The sequence below is a fragment of the Pseudomonas khorasanensis genome (assembly GCF_014268505.2).
Classification (GTDB): Bacteria; Pseudomonadota; Gammaproteobacteria; order Pseudomonadales; family Pseudomonadaceae; genus Aquipseudomonas; species Aquipseudomonas khorasanensis.
The window spans coordinates 1-15,485 of the sequence record NZ_JABWQP020000020.1; the positions used below are offsets into that span (position 1 = coordinate 1).

Sequence of the window (15,485 nt, forward strand, 5' to 3'; positions counted from 1 at the left end):
GCCTGGCCGCTCACGCTGGTATCCCTGAAGTACCGGCCTTCTCCGCCGAGGCCAACGCCGTTCTCAATGAACTGGCTGAAAACTTCTCGCTGGAGCACGCCGAGCGCGTAAAAGAGATCGAGCGCACCACCAACCACGACGTCAAGGCGATCGAATACCTGCTCAAGGAGCAGGCGGCCAAGCTGCCGGAGCTGGCCAAGGTCAGCGAATTCATCCACTTTGCCTGCACCAGCGAAGACATCAACAACCTGTCCCACGCCCTGATGCTGCGCGAAGGCCGTGACGACGTGATGCTGCCGCTGATGCGCCAGACTGCCAACGCCATTCGCGAGCTGGCCATCCGCTTCGCCGACGTGCCGATGCTGTCGCGCACCCACGGTCAGCCAGCCTCGCCGACCACTTTGGGCAAAGAACTGGCGAACGTGGTTTACCGTCTCGAGCGTCAGATCGCTCAGGTCGCCGCCGTACCACTGCTGGGCAAGATCAACGGCGCCGTCGGCAACTACAACGCGCACCTGTCGGCTTACCCGCAGATCGACTGGGAAGCCAACGCCCGCGCCTTCATCGAAGACGAGCTGGGCCTGGGCTTCAACCCTTACACCACGCAGATCGAGCCGCACGACTACATTGCCGAGCTGTTCGATGCCATTGCGCGCTTCAACACCATCCTGATCGACTTCGACCGCGATATCTGGGGTTACATCTCCCTGGGTTACTTCAAGCAGCGCACCATCGCTGGCGAAATCGGTTCGTCGACCATGCCGCACAAGGTCAACCCGATCGACTTCGAAAACTCCGAAGGCAACCTGGGCATCGCCAACGCATTGTTCCAGCACCTGGCAAGCAAACTGCCGATCTCCCGCTGGCAGCGCGACCTGACCGACTCCACCGTACTGCGCAACCTGGGTGTCGGCTTCGCCCACAGCGTGATCGCGTACGAAGCCAGCCTCAAAGGCATCAGCAAACTTGAGTTGAACGCGCAGAAAATTGCCGCTGACCTCGACGCCTGCTGGGAAGTCCTGGCTGAGCCGATCCAGACCGTGATGCGCCGCTACAACATCGAAAACCCGTACGAAAAGCTGAAAGAACTGACCCGTGGCAAGGGCATCAGCCCTGAAGCACTGCAGACTTTCATCGACGGCCTGGACATGCCAGCTGAAGCGAAAGCCGAGCTCAAGCAACTGACCCCGGCCAACTACATCGGCAACGCTGTGGCGCAAGCCAAACGCATCTGATCGACCGTTTGCCCCGTTTAAGACGCCCGGCCGCGCCGGGCGTTTTTATTCCCGTCTGAAAAGTGCTTTTTTTCAATAGGTTACATATGAATTCCGATATTCCTCTTCAACTTCTGGGCGGCCTCACAGCACGGGAATTCCTGCGCGATTACTGGCAGAAAAAACCGCTGCTGATCCGTCAGGCCATTCCTGACTTCGAAAGCCCGATCGACGCTGACGAACTGGCCGGCCTGGCCCTCGAAGAAGAAGTAGAATCGCGCCTGGTGATCGAGCACGGCGAGCGCCCGTGGGAACTGCGTCGCGGCCCGTTCGCCGAAGACGAGTTCAGCAAATTGCCGGAACGCGAGTGGACCCTGCTGGTGCAGGCCGTCGACCAGTTCGTGCCGGAAGTCAGCGAATTGCTGGAAAACTTCCGCTTCCTGCCGAGCTGGCGCGTCGACGACGTGATGATCAGCTTCGCCGCCCCGGGTGGCAGCGTCGGTCCGCATTTCGACAACTACGATGTGTTCCTGCTGCAGGGTCACGGCAAGCGCAACTGGAAAATCGGCCAGATGTGCGACTCCGAGAGTCCACTGCTGCAGCACGCGGATCTGCGCATCCTCGCTGAATTCCACGAGACCGAAGAGTGGGTACTGGAACCGGGCGACATGCTCTACCTGCCACCGCGTCTGGCGCATTGCGGCGTCGCGGTCGACAACTGCATGACCTACTCGGTCGGCTTCCGTGCGCCGAGCGCTGCCGAGGTGCTGACCCACTTCACCGACTTCCTCAGCCAGTTCCTGACCGATGAAGAGCGCTACACCGATGCCGACGCCAAGCCGGCGGCCGATCCGCATCAGATTCAACACGACGCGCTGGATCGCCTGAAAAGCCTGCTCGCCGAGCACATGAGCGACGAGCGCCTGCTGCTGACCTGGTTCGGCCAGTACATGACCGAGCCGCGCTACCCGGAACTGGTGGTCGGCCCGGAAGACGTCGAAGAAGAAGACTTCCTCGCCGCCCTGCAGGACGGCGCTGTGCTGATCCGCAATCCGAGCGCGCGCCTGGCGTGGTCGGAAGTCGATGACGACCTGCTGTTGTTCGCCAGCGGCCAAAGCCGCTACCTGCCGGGCAAGCTGCGCGAGCTGCTGAAACTGATCTGCGCCGCCGACGCCCTGCACACCGACAACCTCGGTGAGTGGCTGAACGACGAAGACGGTAGCGGCCTGCTGTGCGAACTGGTCAAGCAAGGCAGCCTGGGGTTTGCCGATGAATAAGATTCGCGTCCGTGTCGCAGACTGGCAGAAGGATATCGCCGAGATCCGGCGCATTCGTGAAACGGTGTTCATTGCCGAACAATCGGTGCCACCCGAGCTTGAGTGGGACGCGGATGACGCGACCGCTGTGCATTTTCTGGCGTTTGAAGGCGACTTTCCGATTGGTACAGCGCGCCTATTGCCCGACGGCCACATCGGCAGGGTCTCGGTACTGAAAGACTGGCGCGGGATGAAGGTCGGTGACGCGCTGATGCAAGCGGTGATCGCCGAAGCAGAAGCGCGCGGCCTGAAGCAACAGATGCTCAGCGCGCAGGTGCAAGCCACGGCGTTCTACGAGCGCCTGGGCTTCAGCCTGGTCAGCGAAGAATTCCTGGAAGCAGGGATTCCGCATGTTGACATGGTTCGGCATTCGGCCTGACACCGAAGTGCGGCCTTCGCGAGCAGGCTCGCTCCCACAGTAGATCTGCAGTGAACACATATTTTGTGTCAGAAAGAGATCCAGTGTGGGAGCGAGCCTGCTCGCGAAAAAGCCCTTGAGAACACCACTAACCGCCCCGCCATCCACCGATGCCGGGGCGTTTTGCTGTCTACGATTCAACTTGCCCCACCCCGGGCCGACAAACTGGCAATATCAAGCCTTTCGAAAGCGGAGATAACGGACATGTCCCTACGCACCCTGTTCACCACCCTGCTGCTTGCCGGCAGTTTTTCGGTGATGGCAGCCACAGAAGTCGTCCCCCTTAAATACCGCACCAGCGCTGACATGTTGCCAATGGCCCAGGATTTTATCGGCCAGGACGGTCAGGTCAGCGCTTACGGCAATCAACTGATCGTCAAGGCTGAGCCAGGCAAAATCCAGGAGTTGAAGGATCTGCTGACGCAACTCGATACCGCGCCCAAGCGCTTGCTGATCACCGTCGACACCAATGAAAACAACGGCCGTGGCGACGAAGGTTACTCGGTCAACGGCGCCCAGCCGAATCAGACCCGCATCATCAGCCGCAGCACCACCAGCCGTAACGGCGGCGTACAACAAGTGCAGGCCAGTGAAGGCACACCGGCGTTGATTCAGGTCGGCCAGAGCGTGCCGATCACCAACACCCAGAGCGATTCCTACGGCGGTTACAGCAGCGAAACCCAGTACCGCAACGTTACGCAGGGTTTTTACGTCACCGCCAGCGTCACTGGTGAAACCGTCCATCTGGCAATCAGTACCAATCGTGACCGCATGAGCCAGGAACGTCCTGATGTAGTGAACGTGCAAAGTACCGACACAACCGTCACCGGGCGCCTCGGCGAGTGGATCACGCTGGCCGGCGTGAACAGCCAGACGCAGGCCGATAAACAGGGCCTGACCCGCAGCTACTCGACTCAAGGCCGCGATGACATGACCTTGCGGGTGAAAGTCGACGCACTGGACTAAAGCACCGAAAATTGACTGATTAGTCGTATTAGACGAAAGATGTAGTGCTTGAAAAAAAGCACTACAAAACGTTTGACGAGCCAAAAAAGCGAAGGCATGATGGCCTCGCTCCCGCTAATCAGAGGCCCTGGCAAGGGCCTTCGAAGCGACGTTCGCACCTACCCCGCGAACCGTTTCGTGTCTGTACCGCCCACAAGGTGTGTTTGACGAGGTTGCCGACTGGAACGAAGTTGTCCCGAGGGACGGAAGCGTATTTAGGTAACCCGGCTCCACACTGTAGACCGTATAAAGGCCCACGACGCCCGCATGCGCCAACAGTCCGCCACTACCTGCTCACTTCCCCTCGAGCCCATCGTTCATCCCGTCGCCTACTCCGCCGAATCCGACTTGACCACCTAAGCTTCTGGTCAGCGAGCGCAGGAATTTTCCACCGCAGAACAACTTTTCATAAAAGACGCGACGAGGTTTATCTCCATGGCACAGACACGCGAACAGCAAATTGCAGCCCTTGAAAAAGACTGGGCTGAAAACCCGCGCTGGAAAGGCGTGACTCGCACCTACTCCGCTGCTGACGTGGTCCGTCTGCGTGGCTCGGTCCAGCCTGAGCACACCTTTGCGAAGATGGGCGCCGAGAAGCTGTGGAATCTGGTCACCCAGGGTGCCAAGCCGTCCTTCCGTCCAGATAAAGATTTCGTCAACTGCATGGGCGCCCTGACCGGCGGCCAGGCTGTTCAACAGGTCAAGGCCGGTATCCAGGCGATCTACCTGTCCGGCTGGCAAGTGGCTGCGGACAACAACTCCGCCGAATCGATGTACCCGGATCAGTCGCTGTACCCGGTCGACTCGGTACCGACCGTGGTCAAGCGCATCAACAACTCGTTCCGTCGTGCTGACCAGATCCAGTGGAAAGCCGGCAAGAACCCGGGCGACGAAGGTTACATCGACTACTTCGCGCCAATCGTGGCGGACGCTGAAGCCGGTTTCGGCGGCGTACTCAACGCTTACGAGCTGATGAAAAGCATGATCGAAGCAGGCGCCGCCGGCGTTCACTTCGAAGACCAGCTGGCTTCGGTAAAGAAATGCGGCCACATGGGCGGCAAGGTTCTGGTGCCGACTCAGGAAGCCGTACAGAAGCTGACCGCTGCGCGTCTGGCGGCAGACGTTGCCGGCACTCCTACGATCATTCTGGCCCGCACCGACGCCAACGCCGCTGACCTGCTGACCTCCGATTGCGACCCGTATGACCAGCCGTTCGTCACTGGCGAGCGTACTCAGGAAGGTTTCTACAAGGTGCGCGCCGGCCTCGACCAAGCCATCGCCCGTGGCCTGGCGTACGCGCCGTATGCCGACCTGATCTGGTGCGAAACCGCCAAGCCGGATCTGGACGAAGCCCGTCGTTTCGCTGAAGCGATCAAGAAGGAATACCCGGACCAGCTGCTGTCTTACAACTGCTCGCCTTCCTTCAACTGGAAGAAAAACCTGGACGACGCGACTATCGCCAAGTTCCAGCGCGAACTGTCCGCCATGGGCTACAAGCACCAGTTCATCACCTTGGCCGGCATTCACAACATGTGGCACAGCATGTTCAACCTGGCGCACGACTACGCCCGCAACGACATGACTGCCTACGTGAAGCTGCAAGAGCAGGAATTCGCTGACGCCTCCAAGGGTTACACCTTCGTGGCGCACCAGCAGGAAGTGGGCACCGGCTACTTCGACGACATGACCACCGTGATTCAGGGTGGCTCGTCTTCGGTGACCGCGCTGACCGGTTCGACTGAAGAAGAGCAGTTCCACTGATAGTGCTTCGCTGAGCAAACGGCCTTTGCGGACCGTACAGAAAGCTAACCGCAGAGCCGCAAGACTGACGCCCCGACTGGTTCGGGGCGTTTTTTTGCCTGCGATTCCCCAAACACCACAAGGGACAGCCTCAGCTCGCGAAGCAAAACATTGATCCAGATCGCCCACCACGCCAGAAAAATCGGCTAAAACGGACGCCGCCGCTACTTGCAGTAACGGGTATATAAGACAACTTCCCAACTACTGCACCGCTAAATAGTTACAAAACCACTCCAAACGATATTAATTATCATTTAGCCTCAACTATGTTCCTGACATTTTCAACAAAACATAATTCAGTGAATCCCGCCTAATGCCCGCAGCGCAGGGGGTACAGGGCTTTGGAGAGGCGCTATGTCCTTATTCCAATAAATAATTTCGCTATAGGAATTTTACTTGCCGGGTGTTTAGCCATAAAATCAGCCCGATTGATTGCTGCGACATATCGTCACTGCCTATTTCTTTATCAAGCTCAGAGACCTTTGCTCTCTGTTAAGGATTACCAGCATGCCCGAAGCGACAGGACTCATGGCCCACAACTGGGGCTTTGCCATTTTCCTTCTGGGTGTCGTCGGCCTGTGTGCCTTCATGCTTGGCGTCTCCAGCCTCCTTGGGTCAAAAGCCTGGGGTCGCAGCAAAAACGAACCGTTCGAGTCGGGCATGCTACCTACCGGTGGCGCCCGCTTGCGGCTCTCAGCCAAATTCTATCTGGTCGCGATGCTCTTCGTGATCTTCGATATCGAAGCCCTCTTTCTCTTTGCATGGTCTGTGTCCGTCCGCGAAAGCGGCTGGACCGGATTCGTCGAAGCTCTCGTTTTCATAGCAATTCTGTTGGCAGGTCTTGTCTACCTGTTCCGAGTGGGCGCCCTTGACTGGGCTCCGGAAGCTCGTCGCAAGCGGCAGGCGAAGCTGAAACAATGAGGCTTTGGCAATGCAATACAATCTCACCAGGATCGACCCCGATGCTCCTAACGAGCAGTATCCGATTGGCCAGCGGGAAACCGTTTCCGATCCGTTAGAAGATCAAGTTCACAAAAACATTTACATGGGCAAGCTGGAAGACGTGCTGAACGGTGCGGTCAACTGGGGACGTAAAAACTCCCTCTGGCCTTACAACTTCGGCCTGTCGTGCTGCTACGTGGAAATGACCACCGCCTTCACGGCGCCCCACGACATCGCGCGCTTTGGCGCCGAAGTTATCCGGGCCTCGCCGCGTCAGGCCGACTTCATGGTTATCGCCGGTACCTGCTTCATCAAGATGGCGCCGATCATTCAGCGTCTCTACGAGCAAATGCTCGAACCGAAATGGGTTATCTCCATGGGTTCGTGCGCCAACTCCGGCGGCATGTACGACATCTACTCCGTGGTTCAAGGCGTAGACAAGTTCCTGCCCGTGGACGTCTACGTACCTGGCTGCCCGCCCCGTCCGGAAGCATTTCTGCAAGGCTTGATGCTGTTGCAGGAATCGATTGGACAGGAGCGTCGTCCGCTTTCCTGGGTTGTGGGTGATCAAGGCGTGTATCGCGCCGACATGCCTTCGCAAAAGGAAGCGCGCCGCGAACAGCGAATCGCAGTCACCAACCTGCGCAGCCCTGACGAAGTCTGATCCAGATCTGTTTTAAGTAACGAGAAGCTGGCTTCATTCTTTACGTTGACCGAAAGCGAAAAAATAACCATGACTACAGGCAGTGCTCTGTACATCCCGCCTTATAAGGCAGACGACCAGGATGTGGTCGTCGAACTGAACAACCGTTTTGGCGCCGAAGCGTTCACCGCGCAGGCAACCCGCACCGGCATGCCGGTGCTGTGGGTGGCCCGCGCCAGACTGGTTGAAGTCCTGACTTTCCTGCGCAACCTGCCCAAGCCGTACGTCATGCTCTATGACCTGCACGGCGTGGATGAGCGTCTGCGCACCAAGCGTCAAGGGCTGCCGACCGACGCCGACTTCACCGTGTTCTATCACCTCATGTCGCTGGAGCGTAATAGTGACGTGATGCTCAAGGTCGCCTTGTCCGAAGCCGACCTCAGCATGCCTTCCGTCACCAGCATCTGGCCGAACGCCAACTGGTACGAGCGTGAAGTCTGGGACATGTTCGGTATCGACTTCAAAGGCCACCCGCACCTGTCGCGCATCATGATGCCGCCGACCTGGGAAGGTCACCCGCTGCGCAAGGACTTCCCGGCGCGCGCCACCGAATTCGATCCGTTCACCCTCAACCTCGCCAAGCAACAGCTCGAGGAAGAAGCCGCGCGCTTCCGTCCTGAAGACTGGGGCATGAAGCGTTCCGGCGCCAACGAGGACTACATGTTCCTCAACCTCGGCCCGAACCACCCTTCGGCGCACGGCGCGTTCCGCATCATTCTGCAACTGGACGGCGAAGAGATCGTCGACTGCGTCCCGGACATCGGTTACCACCACCGTGGCGCCGAGAAGATGGGCGAGCGCCAGTCCTGGCACAGCTACATTCCTTACACCGACCGGATCGATTACCTCGGCGGGGTGATGAACAACCTGCCGTACGTGCTCTCGGTCGAGAAGCTGGCCGGCATCAAGGTGCCCGAGAAGGTTGACGTCATCCGCATCATGATGGCCGAGTTCTTCCGGATCACCAGCCATCTGCTGTTCCTGGGTACTTACATCCAGGACGTCGGCGCCATGACCCCGGTGTTCTTCACTTTCACCGACCGCCAGAAGGCGTACACGGTGATCGAAGCGATTACCGGTTTCCGTCTGCACCCGGCCTGGTACCGCATCGGCGGCGTCGCGCACGACCTTCCGCGCGGCTGGGAAAAACTGGTCAAGGATTTCGTCGAATGGATGCCCAAGCGTCTGGACGAATACACCAAGGCCGCCCTGCAGAACAGCATCCTCAAGGGTCGTACCATCGGCGTCGCTGCCTACAACACCAAGGAAGCCCTGGAATGGGGAGTCACCGGTGCCGGCCTGCGTTCAACCGGTTGCGATTTCGACTTGCGTAAAGCGCGTCCGTATTCGGGCTACGAAAACTTCGAATTCGAAGTGCCGCTGGCCGTCAACGGCGATGCCTACGACCGCTGCATGGTCCGCGTCGAAGAGATGCGCCAGAGCATCAAGATCATCGACCAGTGCATGCGCAACATGCCGGAAGGCCCGTACAAGGCGGATCACCCACTGACCACGCCGCCGCCCAAAGAACGCACGCTGCAGCACATCGAGACCCTGATCACCCACTTCCTGCAAGTTTCGTGGGGCCCGGTGATGCCGGCCAACGAATCCTTCCAGATGATCGAAGCGACCAAGGGCATCAACAGTTATTACCTGACGAGCGACGGCGGCACCATGAGCTACCGTACCCGGATCCGCACCCCGAGTTTCCCGCATCTGCAACAGATCCCTTCGGTGATCAAAGGCAGCATGGTCGCGGACTTGATTGCGTACCTGGGTAGTATCGACTTCGTTATGGCCGACGTGGACCGCTAAGCATGAACAGCACGCTTATCCAGACAGACCGTTTCACCTTGAGTGAAACCGAGCGCTCGGCCATCGAGCACGAGCTGCATCACTACGAAGACCCGCGCGCGGCGTCGATCGAAGCCTTGAAAATCGTTCAGAAAGAACGCGGCTGGGTGCCGGATGGCGCCTTGTACGCGATCGGGGAAATGCTCGGTATCCCGGCCAGCGACGTTGAAGGCGTGGCGACGTTCTACAGCCAGATCTTCCGTCAGCCCGTCGGCCGCCACATCATTCGCGTCTGCGACAGCATGGTCTGCTACATCGGTGGCCACGAGTCGGTGGTCAGCGAAATCCAGAACAATCTGGGCATCGGCCTGGGTCAGACCACCGCCGACGGTCGTTTCACCCTGCTGCCTGTCTGCTGCCTCGGCAACTGCGACAAGGCCCCGGCGCTGATGATCGACGACGACACCTTTGGCGATGTGCAGCCTGCCGGCGTCGCCAAACTGCTCGAGGGCTACGTATGACCCTGACATCTTTCGGTCCCGCCAACCGCATCCAGCGTTCGGCCGAGACTCACCCGCTGACCTGGCGCCTGCGCGACGACGGCGAAGCCGTGTGGCTCGACGAATACCAGGCCAAGAACGGCTACGCCGCTGCGCGCAAAGCCTTCGCCGACATGAGCCAGGACGACATCGTCCAGACCGTGAAGGACGCAGGGCTCAAAGGTCGCGGCGGTGCAGGCTTCCCCACGGGCGTGAAGTGGGGTCTGATGCCCAAAGACGAATCCATCAACATCCGCTACCTGCTGTGCAACGCGGATGAAATGGAGCCGAACACCTGGAAAGACCGCATGCTGATGGAGCAACTGCCCCATCTGCTGATCGAAGGCATGCTGATCAGTGCCCGTGCGCTGAAAACCTACCGTGGCTACATCTTCCTGCGCGGCGAATACACCACCGCCGCCAAGCACCTTAACCGTGCCGTGGAAGAAGCCAAGGCTGCAGGCCTGTTGGGCAAGAACATTCTCGGTTCGGGTTTTGATTTCGAACTGTTCGTGCACACCGGCGCCGGGCGTTACATCTGCGGTGAAGAAACCGCACTGATCAACTCCCTCGAAGGTCGCCGCGCCAACCCTCGCTCCAAGCCGCCCTTCCCTGCCGCCGTGGGCGTGTGGGGCAAGCCGACCTGCGTGAACAACGTTGAAACCCTGTGCAACGTGCCGGCGATCATTGCCGACGGCGTTGACTGGTACAAATCACTGGCCCGCGAAGGCAGTGAAGACATGGGCACCAAGCTCATGGGCTTCTCCGGCAAGGTGAAGAACCCGGGCCTGTGGGAACTGCCATTCGGCGTGACCGGCCGCGAGCTGTTCGAAGACTACGCTGGCGGCATGCGCGATGGCTTCAAGCTCAAGGCCTGGCAGCCAGGGGGCGCCGGTACCGGTTTCCTCCTGCCCGAACACCTCGACGCACAAATGTACGCTGGCGGCATCGCCAAAGTGGGCACCCGTATGGGTACCGGCCTGGCCATGGCGGTGGACGACAGCGTCAACATGGTTTCGCTGCTGCGCAACATGGAGCAGTTCTTCGCTCGCGAGTCGTGTGGCTTCTGCACCCCGTGCCGTGATGGCTTGCCATGGAGCGTCAAGCTGCTGATGGCCATCGAGCAAGGCAAGGGTCAGCCAGGCGACATCGAGACCCTGCTGGGTCTGGTCGGTTTCCTCGGCCCGGGCAAGACCTTCTGTGCTCACGCACCGGGTGCCGTGGAGCCGTTGGGCAGTGCCATCAAATACTTCCGTCCAGAGTTTGAAGCCGGTATCGCGCCTGCAAGCGCCGCCGTCCCGCCTCTGGCAAGGCCGATCGTAGTCGGCGCGTAAACGCTTAAAAGGCGAAGGGTCCGTGCCCTTCGCCTTTCGTCCGATGACGCCCTTCGGGGCTGTTTGGATTCGGACGCATAACAAGATTCCATTAGCCACGCCCGCTGACACCGGGCCAACGAAGACCTTTGAACCATGGCCACTATCCACGTAGACGGCAAAGCGCTCGAAGTCGACGGGGCAGACAACCTGTTACAGGCATGTCTGTCGCTGGGCCTCGACATTCCATATTTCTGCTGGCACCCCGCGCTTGGTAGCGTCGGGGCCTGCCGCCAGTGTGCGGTCAAGCAGTACACCGACGAGAACGACACCCGTGGTCGCATCGTCATGTCGTGCATGACGCCTGCCACCGACAACACTTGGATCTCCATCGATGATGAAGAATCCAAGGCGTTCCGCGCCAGCGTTGTCGAATGGTTGATGACCAACCACCCGCACGACTGCCCTGTGTGCGAAGAAGGCGGTCACTGCCACCTGCAAGACATGACGGTGATGACCGGCCACAACGAGCGCCGTTATCGCTTCACCAAACGCACCCACCAGAACCAGCAACTGGGTCCGTTCATTTCCCACGAGATGAACCGCTGCATCGCCTGCTACCGCTGCGTGCGTTTCTACAAGGATTACGCTGGCGGCACCGACCTCGGTGTATTCGGCGCCCACGACAACGTGTACTTCGGCCGCGTTGAAGACGGCACCCTGGAGAGCGAGTTCTCCGGCAACCTCACCGAGGTCTGCCCGACCGGTGTGTTCACCGACAAGACTCACTCCGAGCGCTACAACCGCAAGTGGGACATGCAGTTTGCACCAAGCATCTGCCATGGCTGCTCGAGCGGTTGCAACATCTCCCCGGGCGAGCGTTACGGCGAGTTGCGTCGCATCGAAAACCGTTTCAACGGTTCGGTGAACCAGTACTTCCTGTGCGACCGTGGCCGTTTCGGTTATGGCTACGTCAACCGCACCGACCGTCCACGTCAGCCACTGCTGGCCGACGGCACCAAGCTGAGCCTGGACGAGGCGCTGGATAAAGCCGCTGACCTGCTGCGCGGGCGCAACATTGTTGGCATCGGTTCGCCGCGTGCCAGCCTGGAAAGCAACTACGCGTTGCGTGAACTGGTAGGCGCCGAGCACTTCTACTCCGGTATCGAAGCCTCTGAGCTGGAACGCATTCGCCTGGTCCTGCAAGTGCTGAACGACAGCCCGCTGCCCGTGCCAAACATGCGCGACATCGAAGACCACGACGCAATCTTCGTCCTCGGTGAAGACCTGACCCAGACCGCCGCCCGCATGGCGCTAGCCCTGCGTCAGTCGGTCAAGGGCAAGGCTGAAGACATGGCCGAAGCCATGCGCGTCCAGCCCTGGCTCGACGCCGCAGTGAAGAACATCGGCCAGCACGCGCTGAACCCGCTGTTCATCGCCAGCCTGGCCGAAACCAAGCTGGATGACGTCGCCGAAGAATGCGTTCACGCCGCTCCAGACGATCTGGCGCGCATCGGTTTCGCCGTTGCCCACGCACTGGATACCAGCGCGCCTGCCGTTGAAGGTCTGGACACCGAAGCACTGGAACTGGCCCAACGCATCGCCGACGCCCTGCTCGCCGCCAAGCGTCCGCTGATCATCGCCGGCACTTCGCTGGGCTCCAAGGCGCTGATCGAGGCGGCTGCAAACATTGCCAAGGCCTTGAAGCTGCGCGAGAAGAACGGTTCGATCAGCCTGATCGTGCCGGAGGCCAACAGCCTCGGTCTGGCCATGCTCGGTGGCGAATCGGTTGACGACGCGTTGCAAGCGGTCATCGATGGCAAGGCCGACGCGATCGTCGTGCTGGAAAACGATCTGTACACTCGCACCGCCAAAGCCAAGGTCGATGCAGCCCTGAACGCTGCGAAAGTAGTGATCGTGGCCGACCATCAAAAAACCGCCACCTCTGAGCGTGCGCAACTGGTTCTGCCAGCGGCGAGCTTCGCTGAAGGCGACGGTACGCTGGTCAGCCAGGAGGGCCGCGCCCAGCGCTTCTTCCAGGTTTTCGATCCGCAATACCTGGACGCGAGCATTCTGGTGCACGAAGGCTGGCGCTGGCTGCACGCCCTGCGCGCCACCCTGTTGAACCAGCCAATCGACTGGACGCAACTCGACCATGTCACCGCTGCCGTCGCTTCGAGCACTGCGCAACTGGCACGTATCGTCGATGCTGCACCGTCTGCCGCGTTCCGCATCAAGGGTCTGAAGCTGGCCCGTGAGCCGCTGCGTTATTCCGGTCGCACCGCGATGCGCGCCGACATCAGCGTTCACGAACCGCGCACTCCACAAGACAAAGACACCGCGTTCGCCTTCTCCATGGAAGGTTATTCGGGCTCCGTCGAACCGCGTCAACAAGTGCCGTTCGCCTGGTCGCCGGGCTGGAACTCGCCACAAGCGTGGAACAAGTTCCAGGACGAAGTCGGTGGTCACCTGCGCGCTGGCGATCCGGGCACCCGCCTGATCGAAAGCACGGGCGATTCGCTGAACTGGTTCGCTGCCGCGCCGCGTGCGTTCAACCCGGCACCGGGTACCTGGCAAGCAGTGCCGTTCTTCCACCTGTTCGGCAGCGAAGAAAACTCTTCGAAAGCCGCCCCGGTACAAGAGCGCATTCCGGCCCCTTACGTCGCTCTGGCCAAATCCGAAGCGGATCGCCTGGGCGTCAACGACGGTGCCTTGTTGAGCCTGAACGTGGCTGGCCAGACCCTGCGTCTGCCGCTGCGCATCAATGAAGAACTGGGCGCCGGTCTGGTGGCATTGCCTGCGGGCATCGCCGGCATTCCACCGGCATTCGCCGGCGTATCCGTCGACGGTCTGCAGGAGGCAGCGCAATGACCTGGTTCACCCCTGAAGTGATCGATGTGATCCTGACGGTCATCAAAGCCATCGTGATTCTGCTGGCCGTTGTGGTCGCGGGCGCCTTGCTCAGCTTTGTCGAACGTCGCCTGCTGGGCTGGTGGCAGGACCGTTACGGTCCGAACCGCGTTGGCCCGTTCGGCATGTTCCAGATCGCCGCCGACATGCTGAAGATGTTCTTCAAGGAAGACTGGACTCCGCCGTTTGCCGACAAGGTGATCTTCACCCTGGCACCGGTGGTGGCCATGTCCGCCCTGCTGATCGCGTTTGCGATCATCCCGATCACCCCGACCTGGGGCGTGGCGGATCTGAACATCGGCCTGCTGTTCTTCTTCGCCATGGCCGGTCTGTCGGTCTACGCGGTACTGTTCGCCGGCTGGTCGAGCAACAACAAGTTCGCCCTGCTCGGCAGCTTGCGTGCCTCGGCGCAGACCGTGTCCTACGAAGTGTTCATGGGCCTGGCGCTGATGGGCATCGTGGTGCAGGTCGGCTCGTTCAACATGCGCGACATCGTCGAGTACCAGGCGCAGAACCTGTGGTTCATCATTCCGCAGTTCTTCGGCTTCTGTACCTTCTTCATCGCTGGCGTCGCCGTGACTCACCGTCACCCGTTCGACCAGCCGGAAGCGGAACAGGAACTGGCCGACGGTTACCACATTGAATACGCCGGCATGAAATGGGGCATGTTCTTCGTCGGTGAGTACATCGGCATCATCCTGATCTCGGCGCTGCTGGTCACCCTGTTCTTCGGTGGCTGGCACGGTCCGTTCGGCATCCTGCCGCAACTGTCCTTCGTCTGGTTCGCATTGAAGACCGCGTTCTTCATCATGCTGTTCATCCTGCTGCGCGCTTCCATCCCGCGTCCGCGTTATGACCAGGTGATGGATTTCAGCTGGAAATTCTGCCTGCCACTGACCCTGATCAATTTGCTGGTGACCGCTGCGGTTGTGTTGTGGAACACGCCCGCGGTTGCGGTTCAGTGAGGATTTGACCCATGTTCAAATATATTGGCGACATCATTAAGGGTACCGGTACCCAGTTGCGCAGCATGGTCATGATCTTCGGTCATGGCTTTCGCAAGCGCGACACCCTGCAATATCCCGAGGAGCAGGTCTACCTGCCGCCGCGTTACCGTGGCCGCATCGTCCTGACCCGCGACCCGGATGGCGAAGAACGCTGCGTAGCCTGCAACCTGTGCGCCGTGGCTTGCCCGGTCGGTTGCATCTCGCTGCAGAAAGCTGAAACCGAAGACGGTCGCTGGTACCCGGACTTCTTCCGTATCAACTTCTCGCGCTGCATTTTCTGCGGTCTCTGCGAGGAAGCCTGCCCGACCACCGCGATCCAGCTGACGCCGGATTTCGAGATGGCCGAGTTCAAACGTCAGGACCTGGTGTACGAGAAAGAAGATCTGTTGATCTCCGGCCCCGGCAAAAACCCTGATTACAACTTCTATCGTGTTGCAGGTATGGCAATCGCTGGCAAGCCGAAAGGCGCTGCGCAGAACGAAGCCGAACCGATCAACGTGAAGAGCTTGCTGCCTTAAGGAAGA

Annotated in this window: 13 protein-coding genes; all 13 read left to right on the forward strand. The window is 59.9% G+C overall.

The window, feature by feature from the left end; translation table 11 throughout:
- On the forward strand, nucleotides 1-1,235 hold a 1,235-nt coding region (purB, locus tag HU727_RS24750), incomplete at its 5' end, for an adenylosuccinate lyase (protein WP_217847146.1).
- Nucleotides 1,236-1,321: 86 nt separating this feature from the next.
- Nucleotides 1,322-2,491 (forward strand): ribosomal protein uL16 3-hydroxylase, encoded by a 1,170-nt coding sequence (locus HU727_RS24755; protein ID WP_186534144.1) that lies wholly within the window; start codon nucleotides 1,322-1,324, stop codon nucleotides 2,489-2,491.
- Nucleotides 2,484-2,909, forward strand: coding sequence for a GNAT family N-acetyltransferase (locus HU727_RS24760; protein WP_025108996.1), 426 nt, complete (start codon nucleotides 2,484-2,486; stop codon nucleotides 2,907-2,909). Before HU727_RS24755 ends, HU727_RS24760 begins: the two co-directional genes overlap by 8 nt.
- A 243-nt stretch (nucleotides 2,910-3,152) precedes the next feature.
- Nucleotides 3,153-3,914, forward strand: coding sequence for a secretin N-terminal domain-containing protein (locus tag HU727_RS24765; protein WP_186534145.1), 762 nt, complete (start codon nucleotides 3,153-3,155; stop codon nucleotides 3,912-3,914).
- Between the two features lie 474 nt (nucleotides 3,915-4,388).
- Nucleotides 4,389-5,714 carry an isocitrate lyase gene (aceA, locus tag HU727_RS24770; RefSeq protein ID WP_186534146.1) on the forward strand — a complete coding sequence of 442 codons (1,326 nt, stop codon included), beginning with the start codon at nucleotides 4,389-4,391 and terminating at the stop codon, nucleotides 5,712-5,714.
- 546 nt (nucleotides 5,715-6,260) lie between these two features.
- Complete coding sequence (locus HU727_RS24775) at nucleotides 6,261-6,674, forward strand: NADH-quinone oxidoreductase subunit A (RefSeq protein WP_003223812.1); 414 nt, start codon at nucleotides 6,261-6,263, stop codon at nucleotides 6,672-6,674.
- Between the two features lie 10 nt (nucleotides 6,675-6,684).
- Nucleotides 6,685-7,359, forward strand: a complete 675-nt coding sequence (locus tag HU727_RS24780) for a NuoB/complex I 20 kDa subunit family protein (RefSeq protein ID WP_186534147.1) — start codon at nucleotides 6,685-6,687, stop codon at nucleotides 7,357-7,359.
- 69 nt (nucleotides 7,360-7,428) lie between these two features.
- Nucleotides 7,429-9,213 (forward strand): NADH-quinone oxidoreductase subunit C/D, encoded by a 1,785-nt coding sequence (nuoC, locus tag HU727_RS24785; protein ID WP_186534148.1) that lies wholly within the window; start codon nucleotides 7,429-7,431, stop codon nucleotides 9,211-9,213.
- 2 nt (nucleotides 9,214-9,215) lie between these two features.
- Nucleotides 9,216-9,713 (forward strand): NADH-quinone oxidoreductase subunit NuoE, encoded by a 498-nt coding sequence (gene nuoE / locus HU727_RS24790; RefSeq protein ID WP_122590307.1) that lies wholly within the window; start codon nucleotides 9,216-9,218, stop codon nucleotides 9,711-9,713.
- Complete coding sequence (gene nuoF / locus HU727_RS24795; RefSeq protein WP_186534149.1) at nucleotides 9,710-11,065, forward strand: NADH-quinone oxidoreductase subunit NuoF; 1,356 nt, start codon at nucleotides 9,710-9,712, stop codon at nucleotides 11,063-11,065. Before nuoE ends, nuoF begins: the two co-directional genes overlap by 4 nt.
- A 135-nt stretch (nucleotides 11,066-11,200) precedes the next feature.
- Complete coding sequence (gene nuoG / locus HU727_RS24800; protein WP_186534150.1) at nucleotides 11,201-13,915, forward strand: NADH-quinone oxidoreductase subunit NuoG; 2,715 nt, start codon at nucleotides 11,201-11,203, stop codon at nucleotides 13,913-13,915.
- Nucleotides 13,912-14,919 (forward strand): NADH-quinone oxidoreductase subunit NuoH, encoded by a 1,008-nt coding sequence (gene nuoH / locus HU727_RS24805; RefSeq protein ID WP_126364501.1) that lies wholly within the window; start codon nucleotides 13,912-13,914, stop codon nucleotides 14,917-14,919. Before nuoG ends, nuoH begins: the two co-directional genes overlap by 4 nt.
- Before the next feature lie 11 nt (nucleotides 14,920-14,930).
- Nucleotides 14,931-15,479, forward strand: a complete 549-nt coding sequence (gene nuoI, locus HU727_RS24810) for an NADH-quinone oxidoreductase subunit NuoI (RefSeq protein WP_186534151.1) — start codon at nucleotides 14,931-14,933, stop codon at nucleotides 15,477-15,479.
- Nucleotides 15,480-15,485 lie beyond the last annotated feature (6 nt).